Source organism: Streptomyces sp. NPDC048258 (assembly GCF_043201995.1).
GTDB lineage: Bacteria > Actinomycetota > Actinomycetes > Streptomycetales > Streptomycetaceae > Streptomyces.
Window position 1 is genome coordinate 50,561 of the sequence record NZ_JBICZH010000018.1, and the last position, 14,280, is coordinate 64,840.

At 73.0% G+C, this 14,280-nt stretch carries 11 protein-coding genes and 1 pseudogene; 4 read left to right on the forward strand and 8 right to left on the reverse strand.

Going from position 1 to position 14,280, the window contains the following annotated elements; genetic code table 11:
• Positions 1-152: 152 nt before the first annotated feature.
• Entirely contained in the window at positions 153-653 is a 501-nt protein-coding gene (locus ACGFYQ_RS31820) for a hypothetical protein (protein ID WP_393749645.1), read from the reverse strand.
• A gap of 364 nt (positions 654-1,017) precedes the next feature.
• Between ACGFYQ_RS31820 and ACGFYQ_RS31825 the strand changes: the two genes are divergently transcribed.
• Positions 1,018-1,680: a class F sortase gene (locus tag ACGFYQ_RS31825; RefSeq protein ID WP_393749646.1), complete on the forward strand. Its 663-nt coding sequence runs from the start codon at positions 1,018-1,020 to the stop codon at positions 1,678-1,680.
• Between the two features lie 36 nt (positions 1,681-1,716).
• On the opposite strand, the gene ACGFYQ_RS31830 is transcribed toward ACGFYQ_RS31825, so the two are convergent.
• Together ACGFYQ_RS31830 and lysX are read right to left on the reverse strand one after the other, a co-directional pair.
• Entirely contained in the window at positions 1,717-2,625 is a 909-nt protein-coding gene (locus ACGFYQ_RS31830; protein ID WP_393749647.1) for a polysaccharide deacetylase family protein, read from the reverse strand.
• A 70-nt stretch (positions 2,626-2,695) separates the two neighbouring features.
• Complete coding sequence (gene lysX / locus ACGFYQ_RS31835; RefSeq protein WP_393749648.1) at positions 2,696-6,010, reverse strand: bifunctional lysylphosphatidylglycerol synthetase/lysine--tRNA ligase LysX; 3,315 nt, start codon at positions 6,008-6,010, stop codon at positions 2,696-2,698.
• Positions 6,011-6,070: 60 nt separating this feature from the next.
• Here lysX and ACGFYQ_RS31840 point away from each other — a divergent pair.
• A pseudogene (locus ACGFYQ_RS31840) lies at positions 6,071-6,558 on the forward strand (universal stress protein).
• 25 nt (positions 6,559-6,583) lie between these two features.
• Here ACGFYQ_RS31840 and ACGFYQ_RS31845 read toward each other — a convergent pair.
• Positions 6,584-7,777, reverse strand: a complete 1,194-nt coding sequence (locus ACGFYQ_RS31845; RefSeq protein WP_393749649.1) for a CapA family protein — start codon at positions 7,775-7,777, stop codon at positions 6,584-6,586.
• A 286-nt stretch (positions 7,778-8,063) separates the two neighbouring features.
• On the opposite strand from ACGFYQ_RS31845, the gene ACGFYQ_RS31850 reads away from it, so the two are divergent.
• Both ACGFYQ_RS31850 and ACGFYQ_RS31855 read left to right on the forward strand, forming a co-directional pair.
• The gene (locus tag ACGFYQ_RS31850; protein WP_393749650.1) at positions 8,064-8,603 is read left to right on the forward strand and encodes a sigma-70 family RNA polymerase sigma factor; all 540 of its coding nucleotides are present in this window, start codon (positions 8,064-8,066) and stop codon (positions 8,601-8,603) included.
• Between the two features lie 195 nt (positions 8,604-8,798).
• Positions 8,799-9,299: a hypothetical protein gene (locus ACGFYQ_RS31855; protein ID WP_355416818.1), complete on the forward strand. Its 501-nt coding sequence runs from the start codon at positions 8,799-8,801 to the stop codon at positions 9,297-9,299.
• A gap of 10 nt (positions 9,300-9,309) precedes the next feature.
• On the opposite strand, the gene ACGFYQ_RS31860 is transcribed toward ACGFYQ_RS31855, so the two are convergent.
• From ACGFYQ_RS31860 to ACGFYQ_RS31875, 4 genes are all read right to left on the reverse strand, one after another.
• Positions 9,310-9,711 carry a hypothetical protein gene (locus ACGFYQ_RS31860; protein ID WP_393749651.1) on the reverse strand — a complete coding sequence of 134 codons (402 nt, stop codon included), beginning with the start codon at positions 9,709-9,711 and terminating at the stop codon, positions 9,310-9,312.
• Positions 9,712-9,737: 26 nt separating this feature from the next.
• Positions 9,738-10,598, reverse strand: a complete 861-nt coding sequence (locus ACGFYQ_RS31865) for an Fpg/Nei family DNA glycosylase (RefSeq protein WP_393749652.1) — start codon at positions 10,596-10,598, stop codon at positions 9,738-9,740.
• 20 nt (positions 10,599-10,618) lie between these two features.
• Positions 10,619-11,851 (reverse strand): hypothetical protein, encoded by a 1,233-nt coding sequence (locus tag ACGFYQ_RS31870; RefSeq protein WP_393749653.1) that lies wholly within the window; start codon positions 11,849-11,851, stop codon positions 10,619-10,621.
• A 359-nt stretch (positions 11,852-12,210) separates the two neighbouring features.
• Positions 12,211-14,274: a SpoIIE family protein phosphatase gene (locus ACGFYQ_RS31875; protein WP_393749654.1), complete on the reverse strand. Its 2,064-nt coding sequence runs from the start codon at positions 14,272-14,274 to the stop codon at positions 12,211-12,213.
• Positions 14,275-14,280: the final 6 nt, after the last annotated feature.

Consider the following 14,280-nt stretch of genomic DNA (forward strand, 5'->3'; position numbering starts at 1 on the left):
CCCCAGCCGCTTTGCCCCCAACCCTCTTGCCCCCGGCGGGCGGCCCCGGCCCCGCCCCCCCCCCGGGGCCCCCCGGCGGTTGGGGGCTGCCTTCCGGGTCCGGCCCGACCCGGAAGGCACCCCCTGGGGAACTGACCGGGGAGGTCGGCCGGTCAGGCCCGGCCGCGGACCGGGCGGCGGCGGCGCATCACGTGGGCGCCCGCGCCGAGCGCCGCCGCGCCGACGAGACCCGCACCGATGGCGGTCTCGGCGGTGGACGGGCCGAAGGAGCCGCCGATACCGCCCTGGGCGGGGTTGCCCTCCAGGATCCTGAAGCGGGCGGTGGCGACCAGGCTGTTGTCGTTGCACTTGACCTGCAGCGTGTGGTTGCCCGGAGAAGCGTGGTTGAAGATCCGGACGGTGGCGAAGCCGATCGACCCCGCGGACAGGTTGGCTGGCGGAAAGTTGCCCGGCGAGGTGACGGTACCGCCGTGTCCACAGCCCGACGCGCTCACCTGCATCGTGGATCCCTGGTGCACGGCGAACGGGTTGACCGAGACGTTGCTCGGTCCGCCACCCCCGCCCATCGGTGAGTTCGCAGCGGCGAATGGGGTACTGAGGCCGATCGCGGCGCAGACTGCCGCCGTCACGGTGAGAGCGCGGAATGCACGCATGATGGAACCTCCAGCGGGAAGCGCCCCGGAGCGTCGGCCCCGGATGATCGACGAGAACGCCTCCCACGTCGAACCCTCGGGGCGGCCCGCAACCTCCGCATTTCCGGCTTTGGGCCGCCCGGTTGAGCGACACGCCGAAGCGCGGGCCGGGCAACTGACGGATCCGCAGGTCACGACCCGTCAGGCATTTATGTGACGATTACCTGGATGGGCGCACCCCTTCCGGCCCCTTCCGGGCCGCGCCACCCGTTCGCCCCCTCCCCCCTCGCCGTCCCGCCGACGCAGCCTTAGCGTGCGTGAAGTAGGGCGTACTGGGGCGGGAAAGGATCGCGGGTCGGGACCCCCGCGTCGGGAAGGGAGAACGATGGGCGAGGACGAGACCGGGCAGTCACGCAAACGCTCACCGTGGGGCGTGCTCGCCCTGGTCATGCTCACCGGCCTCGCGATGGTGCGAAACGGTGTGGACATCGACGACGGGCCGCCCCAGCCCACCGCGGCCTCGGCCGTCGCGGTGACCGCGGACCAGCTGCCGGCGAACCCTCCGGAGGTGCCGGAGGACCTGGAGGTACTGGAGCACTCCTCGGTGCAGCGCATCCGGATCCCCACGATCAACGTGGACGCTCCGGTGATGACGGTCGGGCTGGACGCGGAGGGCTGGATCGACGCGCCGCCGCCGCAGGACCGGAACCTGGCCGGCTGGTACCTCAACGGCATCTCGCCGGGCCAGCGGGGCTCGGCGGTGATCGTGGGCCACGTGGACAACGCGCAGGGCCCGGCGGTCTTCTACGGCCTGGGCTCGGTCAAGCCGGGCAACCAGATCGAGGTGGAGCGGTACGACGGGCGCACGGCGGTGTTCGAGGTGTACGGCGTGGAGGTGTTCTCCAAGGAGTCCTTCCCCGGAGCCCGGGTGTACGGGGACACCGGGCATCCGGAACTCCGGGTGATCACCTGCGGTGGCGGCTACTCCAAGGCCCGGGGGTACGACGGCAACGTGGTCGTCTTCGCCCGGATGGTGGGGGCCCGCTGAGCGACGCGCTGCCGCCCCGCCGGGCCGGGACTGCGCTCAGCGCGGCGGCAGCGTCGGCAGCGTCATCCGGTAGCCGCGCGCGAGCAGTTGGGGCAGGTACGAGGAGATCGCCTGGACGCTCTGCGACCGGTTGCCGCCCGCGTCGTGCGACAGCACGATCACGCCGGGCCCGGCGCCCGACAGGACCCGGGAGACGATCGTGGCGGTCCCCGGCTCCTTCCAGTCCAGGGTGTCCACGGTCCAGGCGAGCGGCTCCATGCCGAGCTCGGCCCCGATCTCGAAGGCGGCCCGGTTCCACGCCCCGTACGGCGCCCGGAACCAGACGGGCGCCTCACCCACCGCCTTCTGTACGACCTCACTCGTGCGGCCGATCTCGGAGACGAGGGCGGGGCGGCTGAGCTTGGGGATGAGCGGGTGGGTCCAGGTGTGGTTGCCGATGACATGGCCCTCGGCGACCATCCGGCGCAGCAGGTCGCGGTTCTCGGTGGCCATCTCCCCGCACACGAAGAACACGGCGCGCACGCCGTACCGGGCGAGGGTGTCGAGGATCGCCGGGGTGTAGCGCGGGTCCGGCCCGTCGTCGAACGTGAGAAGCATGGAGCTCGTCGTTGCCGTGCCGGACGGGAGTTCCAGGATGGGGCGGGCCCGTACGGCGGGCTTCGCCGCTTGTGGGCGGGCGGGGGCCTCGGCGGTCATCGGCCGCAGCCGGTAGGACTTCTCCAGTCGCGCTTCGGGGAGCACCCCTGGGAGACCGGCCGCGGGATGCGGCCCCGGCCGGGCCGCGGGTCCGGGCCCCGACGCGGGGCCGGCTGCGGGCACCGATCCGCGACCCGGCGTACCGCCCTCGCCGCTCACGTCGATCAGCCCGGCGGCGGCCGCGACTCCGAGGAAGACGGCGGTGCGCAGGAGCGCGCGTCGCCCTACTGTCGGCTCGTCATTTTTCATTATTACTACGTATCAACGACATCGCCGCGGATGTCGAGAGGCGCGGACGCGCCTCCTCCCCCTCACCCGATCAGCCGCGCCGCACCAGGGGGAAGGGGAGCGTCTCGCGGATCGTCAGCCCTGTGAGGAACATGACGAGGCGGTCCACACCGATGCCCAGACCGCCGGTCGGCGGCATCGCGTACTCCAGCGCGTCCAGGAAGTCGTTGTCGAGCTCCATCGCCTCCGGGTCGCCGCCCGCCGCGAGCAGGGACTGCGCGGTGAGCCGGCGCCGCTGCTCGACGGGGTCGGTCAGCTCCGAGTAGGCGGTGCCCAGTTCGGTGCCGAAGGCGACCAGGTCCCAGCGCTCGGCGAGCCGCGGGTCCTCGCGGTGCTGGCGGGTGAGCGGGGAGACGTCGGTCGGGAAGTCCTTGTAGAAGGTGGGCAGCTCGGTCCGCTCCTCCACCAGCCGCTCGTACATCTCCAGGACCACGTCGCCGCGGGTGTCCTCGGGGGCGTGCGGGACCGCCGCCCGGTCGCAGAGCCGGCGCAGCACGTGCTCCTCGGTGTCGGCGTCGACCTCCTCGCCGAGGGCCTCGCTGATCGCCCCGTACATCGTCTTCACCGGCCAGGCCCCGGAGATGTCGTGGACGACGAGCTTCCCGTCCGGCCCCGCCTTGTGGGCGACGGGTGAGCCGAAGGCGGCGGTGGCGGCGCCCTGGATCAGCTCGCGCGTGAGGTCGAGCATGACGTCGTAGTCGGCGAAGGCCTGGTAAGCCTCCAGCATCGTGAACTCGGGGTTGTGCTTGTAGGAGACGCCCTCGTTGCGGAAGGTGCGGCCCATCTCGAAGACCTTCTCCATGCCGCCGACGCACAGCCGCTTGAGGTACAGCTCGGGCGCGATGCGCAGGTACAGGTCGAGGTCGTAGGCATTGATGTGGGTGCGGAAGGGCCGGGCGTTGGCGCCGCCGTGGATCTGCTGGAGCATCGGGGTCTCGACCTCCAGGTAGCCGCGCTCCAGGAGTCCCTGGCGCAGGGCCTGCACCGCGCTGGAGCGGGCCCGGACGACGTCCCGCGCCTCGGGGCTCGCGACGAGGTCGAGGTAGCGGCGCCGGACGCGGGCCTCCGGGTCGGCGAGTCCCTTGCGCTTGTCGGGGAGGGGGCGCAGGCATTTGCCGGTGAGCTGCCAGGACCGGACGACGAGGGAGGGTTCGCCGGACTTGCTGGTGCCGGCCTCGCCGCTCGCGACCACGTGGTCGCCGAAGTCGACCTGGGAGGTGAAGGAGTCCAGTACGCCGGCCCCGGCCTCGTCGCGGGTGAACATCAGCTGTATGTCCCCGGACCAGTCGCGCAGGACGGCGAAGACCACGCCGCCGAGGTCGCGTACGACCATGACGCGTCCCGCGAGGGTGGCCTGTCCGCCGGAGCGGGTGCCGGGCGGATGGCCGGGTTGCGCGGCTTTCAGCTCGGCGTTCAGCTCGGCCGCCGTGTGGGTCCGCTGACGTATCCCGACCGGGTAGGGGTCGGTGCCGGCGGCCCGGATCCGCTCCAGCTTGTCGTGGCGCACCCGTACCTGCTCGGGCAGCCGCTCGGCCGGGACGGTCACGCCCTCCTCTCCTACGGCGTCCAGGTTCATGGAGGCGATGGACGGCAGCCCCTCGGTGGTGGCGGGGTTGGTGAGGCCCTTGGGGTGGCCGTTGCCCCACAGGGTGCGCAGGCTGGGTACGGAGACGAAGCCCTCGGCGATGCCGGAGGCGAGGCTGACCCGGGCGAGCGAGCCGGCGTCCTGGTAGCAGAGGAACCGCGGGTACCACTCGGGGCCGTACTTGACGTTCGAACGGTAGAGCGCCTCCAGCTGCCACCAGCGGGAGAAGAAGAGCAGCAGCTTGCGCCACAGCTTGAGGACCGGGCCGGCGCCGATCCGGCCGCCTTCCTCGAAGGCGGAGCGGAAGACGGCGAAGTTGAGCGAGATCCGGCGCACTCCCAGGCCCGGCGCGGCGGCGCAGAGCTGGGCGACCATGAACTCCATGACCCCGTTGGGGGCGGTGCGGTCACGGCGCATCAGGTCGAGGGAGATGCCGTCCTTGCCCCAGGGGACGAAGGAGAGCAGCGCGATCAGCTCACCGTCGGCGTCGAAGGCCTCGACCAGCAGGCAGTCCCCGTCGGCGCGGTCGCCGAGCCGGTCCAGGGCCATGGAGAAGCCGCGTTCGGTCTCGGTGTCGCGCCACTTGTCGGCGCTCTCCACGATCATCTGCATCTCGTCCTCGGAAAGGGCCGAGTGGCGGCGGATGACGGTGGTGGCGCCGGTGCGCTTCACTCGGTTGACGGCCTGGCGGGTGACCCGCATGTCGCGGCCGTCGAGGTCGAAGTGGGCGACGTGGAGGATGGCCTCGTCGCCGAGCTGGAGGGCGCCGAGTCCGGAGCGGGCGTAGGCGGTGGCGCCCTCCTCGGAGGCGCCCATGACGGCGGGCTGCCAGCCGTAGCGGCGGGCCACGGCCAGCCAGGCGTCGATGGCCGGGGACCAGGCGGCGGGGTCGCCCACCGGGTCGCCGCTGGCCAGGCACACTCCCGCTTCGACGCGGTAGGTGACGGCGGCCTTGCCGTTGGGGGCGAAGACGACGGCCTTGTCGCGCCGGGTGGCGAAGTAGCCGAGGGAGTCGTTACGTCCGTAGGCGCCGAGCAGGGCGCGGATACGGGGCTCCTCGTCCCCGTGCAGGGCCGCGGTCAGGCGCTGGGAGCGGAAGAGGGCCGTGGCGGCGTTCAGCAGGGCGAGGGCGCCGAACAGTCCGAGCAGGAAGTACAGCGGTCGGGGCGGCCTGCCGTCGAACTCGCGGGCCGAGAAGAGGCCGCCGAAGACCTGCTTGGCGGCCCAGTCCAGCCACTGGCCCTTGGGCAGGGTGCCGGGGAACAGGGCGACGAGCCCCCAGCCCACCAGCACGGCGGCGAGCAGACCGAGCCCGAGCACGATCATGGCCCGCCACAGGGCCCCGGGGCGGGAGGCCGCGTAGAACTCGTCGCGGGCGGCGATCAGTACGGCCATGGCGGCGACGGCGAGCGCCATGGAGGGGACGCCGACCCAGTAGTCGCCGACGGCCATGTCCAGCACGTCGTCGAGGATCAGCAGGGCCAGATAGGTGACGACGATCCACCAGGCGACCTTCTTGCGGGTGCCGAGGGCCGCGGCGAGCAGGAAGAGGAAGACGGCGTAGGCGAGGTTCGCGCTGACCGGGACGACGATGAGGTCGAGGAAGCGCACGACGTGGCGCAGCAGGCGTCGCAGTGTCGGGGAGAGCGCCAGCAGAGCGCACAGCAGGCCGAGCGCTCCGAAGAACGCCCCGAATGCGTCGGGCACCCGGTTCAGGAAGCGGTTCCGGGTTCCGCGCGTCTCCTCCACGGTGGCACTCATGGTTCGCACTGTAGGGAGGGCGGCGGCGGACCGCGCGCCGAGCCGGATAGCCTCGGGAGGGTGACTGGGCACGTGAACACGGGATTCGAGCGCGGTACCGACGGCCCGAAGGTGATCCTGGCCGGAGTCGACGGATCGGAGTCCTCGCTGCGGGCTGCGGCCTACGCGGCGGGGCTGGCCCGGCGGCAGAACGCGCTGCCGGCGCTGGTGTACGTCCAGCCGGTGATGCCGGCCGGCGCCTCGCTGGGCGCGCCGGTGGCCGGCACCACGGGGGAGATCGCGGAGGGCCTGGTGGCCGAGATCCGCGAGGCGGCGGAACGCCTCAAGGGCATCTACGAGGTGCGCTGGCAGTTCCACACCTTCCACGGCGACCCTCCCCCGGCTACCGCTGGGAGGTGCCCCCAGCGGGCCTCGTGAGCGCGGCGGAGGAGCTGACGGCGGACGCCGTGGTGGTCGGCGCCTCCGAACAGGCCGGCCACCGCATCGTGGGCTCGGTGGCGATCCGCCTGGTGAAGGCGGGCCGCTGGCCGGTGACCGTGGTCCCCTAGGCCCTGTCCGGGAGGATTCGGTCCGCTACTTCGCCATGGTGAGGCCGTCCTTGGCCGCGCCGCGGCTGAGGACGGCCTCGCTGATGGCGTCCTGGGCGGTCTCGTAGTCGCTCCGGTCCGCGTCCTTGGCGAGGGTGGCGGGGAGGTTGACGACCCGGCCGATGGACAGGTCCATCATCTGCGGAACGAACTCGGCCTTGGTGACCTGCCAGCGCTGTCCGGCGGCGGCCGGCGGGGCGAAGGTGAAGCGGCCGATCGAGCCGTAGTTGCCGCGCATGTCCCGCGCGCCGGAGTAGTTGAACATCTCGCCGGCGACCTGGTCTCCCATGCCGTAGATGATCCACGTCCCGTTGACCTTCTCGTAGGGCTGCGGGATGTGCGCGTGCGTGCCCAGGATCATGTCGATGTCCGGGCGGCCGCCGGTCTGCGAGGCCGTCAGCGCCTTGCCGAGGGAGAGCTGCTTCTCGTCCGGCTCGGTCTGCCACTCCGTGCCCCAGTGGAGGCTGACCAGGACCACGTCCGCACCGGCCTTCCGGGCCGCCCGCGCATCCGCGACGATCTTGTCCTGCTCCATCGGGTTGACCGCCCACGGCTGCCCCTCGGGCAGCGGGTACCCGTTGGTGTCATAGGTGTAGGCGAGGTGCGCGACCTTCGCGGAGCCCGCCGCGTACGTCGTCACCGTGGCCGCCTCGGTCGCCGTGCGGGCCGAGCCGGCGTGCTTGAGACCGACCTTGTCGAACCGGTCCAGCGTGCGGCGCAGCCCGTCGGCCCCGTCGTCCAGGGTGTGGTTCGAGGCCGTGGAGCAGCCGTCGTACCCGGTGTCCTTGAGCGCGTCGGCCACACTCGGCGGGGAGACGAAGGCCGGATAGCCGGAGAAGGGCCCGTCCTCCTCCCCGTAGATGGTCTCCATGTGGCAGAGGGCCAGGTCGGCCCCGGAGACCACGGGCTTCACCCCGGAGAACATCGGCCTGAAGTCGTGCCCGTCGCCGCCCGCGTCGTCCGCCGCCCGCTGGATGACCGAGGTGTGCGGCAGTACGTCGCCACTGGCGACCAGCGTGAACCCCTTGGCCGCGGGAGACCCGGCGGCGGTGGAGGCAGCCGGTCCGCCGGATTCCGCGAGGCGGGCCGGTGCCGGTCCCCCCGCGGCGGAGCAGCCTGCGGCCGCCGACAGCAGGAGGGCCGAGAGCAGGGCGACGGCCCTGCGGGTGCGCTTGGTCATCGATCCCAGCTCTCATTAGTACGACTATCGGACTCTTTCGTAATCCACATAACAGGACGTCACAAGTCAAGGAACGGCTCCGTCCGCCGGACACGAGCCCACCCCGATGGCCGCTGCCGTTCGCCGCGCCGTTCGACCGTTCACCGCCCCGCGCGGCCGCCCACCGGATGACGCGGGTGCTTGGGCGCACCGCCGGGGCCGGACGGTTCCCGGTGGGCTCCGTGCAGGTCAGGGTGGATGTGTCGCCCTCCCGACAGACCTCCACTCGCCCTGGAAGGAGCCCCTCGTGCCGCTCTCCCCCACCCTCCGGCGTACCGATCCCGACACGCTGGCCGAACTCCAGCGCGACCACGGGCGGGCCCTGTTCGGTTTCCTGGTCGGGCTCACCGCCGGGGACGCCCAGCGCGCGGAGGACCTCGTACAGGAGACCCTCGTACGGGTCTGGCAGCACCCGGAGGTCCTGTCGAGCGAGCACGAGTCCATGCGGCCCTGGCTGTTCACGGTCGCCCGGCGGCTCGCGATCGACGCGCGGCGGGCCCGGCTGTCACGGCCGCAGGAGGTGGACCCGGAGGGGCTGGAGCAGGCGCCCGCTCCCGAGGACGCGGTGGCCGGGTCGGTCACGGCGATCGACGTCCGGCGGGCCGTCGGGTCCCTGGGCCCGGAGCACCGCGCGGTGCTGATGCAGGTCTACTTCCAGGACCGGTCGGTGGCCGAGGCCGCCGCCGAGCTCGGGATTCCCGCCGGGACCGTCAAATCCCGTACGTACTACGCCCTGCGGGCCCTGCGGAAGGACCTCCAGGGGTACGGGTACGGCCTCGGCGCCTGAGCTCCGGGGACCGTGGCAACAGATCGGGGACCGCCTCCTATGCGCACGGACCGGACAGAAAGCGCTTGGAATGAGGCATTAGACCGTTCAAGTTGAGTAAACATGCCCCGCTCCGAGAGCCGCTCGGTGAAGGCTCAGGGCTGACGGCGGGACGCTCGAAGCGCGGGAGAAGGTGGAACGGTGCAGCCCGAGGGTATGAACGGCACCAGTGACGGCGGGCTCGCGGTGCCCATGGCTTGGCTCTACGCCGAGTACATCGCAGACGAACTGCTGCGCACGGGCCGGCTGATCCCGGTCAGCACCCTGGAGTTCCGGGCCGGGCGGGACACGCTCGCGCTGACCATCTACCTCTCGGACGCGGCCGGGGAGCTCTCCGGGATCCGGGTGGTCTCCCAGCTCGACGAGTGGCTCTCGCTGACGGCGTACGGCCACCCCTGGCGCGACTGGGTGCACACCCGGTTCCTCGCGCTGGGCGAGGAGGCCCGGGAGCGCGGCCGCGCCGAGGAGCCCGATCTGGAACTGGCCCGGGCGGCCTGGCGCTGGCTGGACCACACCGAGCTGTTCGCCACCAACCTCGACCCCGGACGGCACGGCCACGCCGACACCCCGCCGGGGCTGGACGAGAACGCGCGGGTGTGGACCCCGGCCTGGCAGCTCGGCCTGCCGCTGGGGCACTTGGCGATGCACCTGTTCTGACGCGGGGCCGCTATCCGGGGAGGCGGGGCCCCGGCGCCTCGGCCGGATCCATCACCAGCCCGGTGAAATCCGCCTCGTTGCGCTCGGCCCGCGTGACGTACCAGCGCGCGATCACCCACATCACCGGGTACACCAGCAGGCCGAGCGCCACCCACACCAGCGGCCCCGACGCGGTGCGCGGCAGCACCAACACCAGCGGCAGCGTCCCGATGAGCAGCGCGAGCGCGGCCAGTGCCCCGATCCCGGCACGCAGCTGGCTGCGCATGAGGGCCCGTACGTACGTGGCGCCGAGGGTGGTCTGCTCTGAGATCTCCGAGCGGGCGGGGGTGTGCGCGGGCGGCCGGCGGCGGGTGCCCCGGGGTACCCCGGTGACGATCTCGCGCCGGGGCGGCGACTGCTGCTCCTCGGCCATGGCGTGGGAGTCTACGCAGCGCCCGGCTATTTGAGGAGGCGTGAGAGCCGCCGGTCGGCGAGCGGCTTCCCGCCGGTCTGGCACGTGGGGCAGTATTCGAGCGAGGAGTCGGCGAAGGAGACCGAGCGCACGGTGTCCCCGCACACCGGGCACGGCTCCCCGGCCCGGCCGTGCACCCGCAGCCCGCTCTTCTTCTCGGCCTTGAGCTTGCCGGCCGCCACCCCGTGCGTGCGCTCGACGGCTTCACGCAGGGTGTCCCGGACCGCGGTGTGGAGGTGGGTCACCTGGTCCTCCTCGAGGGAGGCGGCCAGTTTGAACGGCGACATCTTCGCGTGGTGCAGGATCTCGTCGCTGTAGGCGTTGCCGATGCCCGCGATGACGCTCTGGTCGCGGAGCACGCCCTTGATCTGGCGCCGTTCCCCCGCCAGCAGGGCGGCGAACGCGTCCCGGTCGAAGGACTCGGCGAGCGGATCAAGCCCGAGCCGGGCGATGCCGGGCACCTCCCGCGGGTCCCGTACGACATACACGGCGAGCCGCTTCTGGGTCCCCGCCTCGGTGAGGTCGAACCCGCCGCCGCCCTCCAGGACCACACGCAGCGCCAGCGGCCCCTTGCCGGGGCGCGGCGGCTGCGCGGGCAGGGTGTCCTGCCAGCGCAACCAGCCGGCCCGGGCCAGGTGCGTGACGAGATGGAGTTCGCCGATCCGCATGGCCAGGAACTTGCCGTGGCGGGCGGTGGCCCCGGCCGTCTGCCCTTCGAGCGCGGTCAGCGGCGGATCGTACGTCTTGAGCACGCTCACGGCGAGCGGGAGGACGCGCTCGACCACCCGCCCGGCGAGGTGTTCGTCGAGGTACTCCCGCAGGGCCTCGACCTCGGGCAGCTCCGGCATGGTCCCAGCCTGCCCCGGCCTCAGGCGAAACGCGAGCTGTGCACGGGTCCGGCCGAGCCGAGCCGGTCGCGGGTCCCGGTGAGCCAGCCGGGGGCGACGGCCGCCGCGTAGGCCCGGAAGGCCTCGTCGGGGTCGGGCGGGGTCTCGCCGTCGCCCTCGTCCGCGGCGGGGTCGGCCGAGGCGATGTCGCGGGCGATCTCCTCCTCGGGCCGCTCGTCTTCCTTCCACGGTACGGAGACGAGCCGCGCGAGCAGGGCGCTGAAGTCCGCGCTGACCGGGGGCGGGCTGGTCCACCGGGTGGCGTGCTCGTACAGGACCTGCCCGTCGGCGCGCAGGCGCAGGCTCCGCGCGACCTCGGGATCACAGTCGTTCAGGTCGTACGCGACGACGAGCGTGTCGGTGCGCGCTGGCTCGTACGGTACGGCGGGCAGCCCGATCACGGCCGCGGCGGCGAGCCCGAGGATCCGGTCGGACCGGCCCGGCAGCAGGGAGACGGTGCCGGGCCGCTGCCCGGTCGCCTCCAGCGCCAGCGCGAGCCGGGCCAGGCCGCGCCGGCACTGGTCGTGGCTGTCGCCGAGGAAGGCGTACCGGCCGGCCATGCCGGCGCCGTAGCCGTACGGGGAGAGGGTGCCCAGGAGCGTGCCGGTGAGGGCGAACTGCCAGCCACGCAGGTCGGCGCCGTCCAACGGCCCTGCCGTGGCGGCCAGTTCGGCACGGTCCAGCATGCGGCGCTGGCGGGCGTGGGCCCAGCGCCAGCTCTCGTCCTCGGGGGTGGGCAGCCGGGCGGCGACGGCCCGGGCGGTGGGGAGGTCCCCGCTGAGCAGGGTGTGGTGGACGAGCAGGTACGTCTCGGGCCAGGCGGCCAGCCGGTCGCCGCGGGCGGCGAGCAGCGCGGCGGCCTCGGCGTGCCGCTCCTCGTCCTCCAGGGCGGACACCAGCTCGGCGAGGAGCGGCCGCGAATCGGGGACCAGCCGCAGCGACTCGCGCAGCGGCGCGACGGCGAGGAAGGCGAGGCCGTGCTCGACGCAGCCGTAGCCGAAGTCGTAGAGGGCCTGCGGGTCGGCCGGCCGCTCGGCGGTGGCCTCGGCGGCGGCGGCCAGGTCCATGAGCCCGGCGGCATCGGCCAAGGCCCTTGTGGCCTCGGCGAGTTCGGTGAGGGGTGCCGTCTCGGCACCGGGTCGCAGGGACCGTACGGCTCCGGGCAGGTCCCCGGCCCTCAGCAGTCGGCGGACGTCATCCATGGCGATAGTCATCGCCATGGATCCTCCGCGACCGTCCCCGCCCCCGCAACGCCTTTCCGCTCCGCGAAGCCTGTCCGGGCCTGCGCCTCACCTACCGGCGCGGCTCAAGGACCTGGGGCTCCGCCCCAGACCCCGCGCCTCAAACGCCGGCGGGGCTGGGTTGTGCCAGACGGACGGCATCGGCCAAATCCAGCCCCGCCGGCGTTTGAGGCGCTGGGGGTCCCCCCGGACGGAGTCTGGGGGAGGGTCCGGGGGCAGCGCCTCCGGCAACGGCGCAGCGCCCGCCCACCCCGGCACCGGCCCCCGCGAGGACTGCGGCCCCGGCCCCGGCCCAGCCGAGCCCCGACCCGCCGAGCCCCGGCAGGGGCCGGCTACGCCATTACGAACTCGCACCACACGCACTTGCCGCTCCCCCGCGGCTCCACGCCCCACACGTCCGCCAACCGGTCCACCAGCATCAGCCCCCGACCCGACACCCCCGACTCGCCCGCCTCCCGGCGCCTCGGCAGGGCGCTGGACCGGTCCTCGACCTCCACCCGCAGGCGCCGGTCGGTGCCGGCCAGGATCCGGAGGGTCACGATCGCCGGGCCGTCCGTGTGCATCAGGGCGTTCACGATCAGCTCGTCCGCGACGAGTTCGATCTCGTCGGCCCGCTCCCGCGCACCCCACGCCCGCACCGCCGCCCCGATCATGTGGCGTGCCGCCACCAGCGCCTCCGGGTCTCCCGGCGCCACGTGCTGCTGGAGGCGGCCGCCGCCCTGCGGGGCGTCCGGCACCCGCCGGCGCAGCAGGAGCAGCGCCATGTCGTCGTCGCCGCCCCGCTCGTCGACGACCCCGCACAACCGGTCCGCGAGGAGCTGCAGGTCCGCCGGTCCGCGGCGGACCAGCGAGGTCAGGAGCCGGATCCCGTCGTCGAGGTCGGCGCCGGGCTGCTCCACCAGGCCGTCCGTGCACAGCAGAATTGTTTCCCCCGGATCCAGCTCCACGGTGGTCACCGGGTACTCCAGGCGGCCGAACTCCGCCGAGAGGCCGAGCGGCATGCCGCCCCCCACCGGAAGTCGCCGGCAGTCCCCGTCCCGGGTGCGCAGCAGCGGGTCGATGTGGCCCGCCCGGACCAGCTGAAGCACCCCCGTCGTCAGGTCGGCCTCCACATACGTACAGGTCGCGAAGCGGTCGGTGTCCAGTTCGTGCAGGAAGACGGAGGCCCGGGCCATGACCGTGCCCGGCGAGTGCCCCTCGGCGGCGTACGCGCGCAGCACGATCCGCAGCTGGCCCATCACCGCCGCCGCGTGCGTGTCGTGGCCCTGGACGTCGCCGATGACGGCGCCGACCCGGCCTCCCGGCAGCGGGATGACGTCGTACCAGTCGCCGCCGATGTCCTGGCCCATCCGGGCGGAGCGGTACCGTACGGCGATCTCCGCGCCCGGCACCGACGGGATCCGCCTCGGCAGCATGGCCTGCTGGAGGCCCTCCGCCAGGTCGTGCTCCTGCTCCAGCAGCATGGCGCGCTGGAGGCTCTGCGCGATGCTGCTGCCGAGCGCGACGAGCAGGTTCCGCTCGTCCTGGGTGAAGCCGTCCTTGTCCTGGTAGAGCAGGCCGATCGCGCCGATCGGCCTGGCCTGGGCGATCAGCGGCAGATACGCGGCTGCCGAGATCTCCATGCTCGAGATCTTCGCCCAGAGACCGGGATAGCCGTCGGCGAACTCCTGCGCGGAGTCGAGGAAGCGCGGCTGGAGCGAGCGCACGACCTCGCTCATCGGGTACTGCTCGTCGATGCGGGTGTACCGGGTGCCGGGTACGAAGCTGCCCACCGGCCCCTCGGCGACGAGGTGGATCCGCCCGGCCTCGACGAGGCCCATCACCATGCCCATCGAGCCGAGGCGTTCCAGGCCGTGGGCGTCGCCGAGCGCGTCGATGACGTCCTGCACGGTCCGGGCGTGGGCGAGGGCGGCGGTGGTGCTCTCGACCACGGATGTCTGGCGGCGCCGCTCCTCGTCGAGGCCGAGGCGTTCCGCCGAGTGGCTGAGCTCCTCGGTCGCGTCCCGGACGATGCCGATGATCCGGTACGGGCGCCCGTCCGGGCCGCGCATGACGCGGCCCTGGGTGTGCGTCCAGCGCAGCCGGCCGTCGTGGCGGCGAATGCGGAAGTAGGCGCCGTAGCTGTCCTCCCTGCTCTTGAGGGCGCTGGAGACGAGGGCGTCGAGCCGGGTGGCCTCGGTGGGCGGGACGCGCGGGGAGAGGGACTCGGGCCGACCGTCGTACTCGTGGGGGGCCGTGTCGAAGACGTCGAGGGCGGCAGCATCCAGGTGCATGAGCCCGGTGACCAGGTCCCAGTCGAAACTTCCCATGCGGTTCAGTGCGAGCGACCGGTCCGGGTGTGCGGGCCAGTCGTCCGGCAGCGATACGGTGGTCGGCACCGATCCACCATGACACACGGGCCG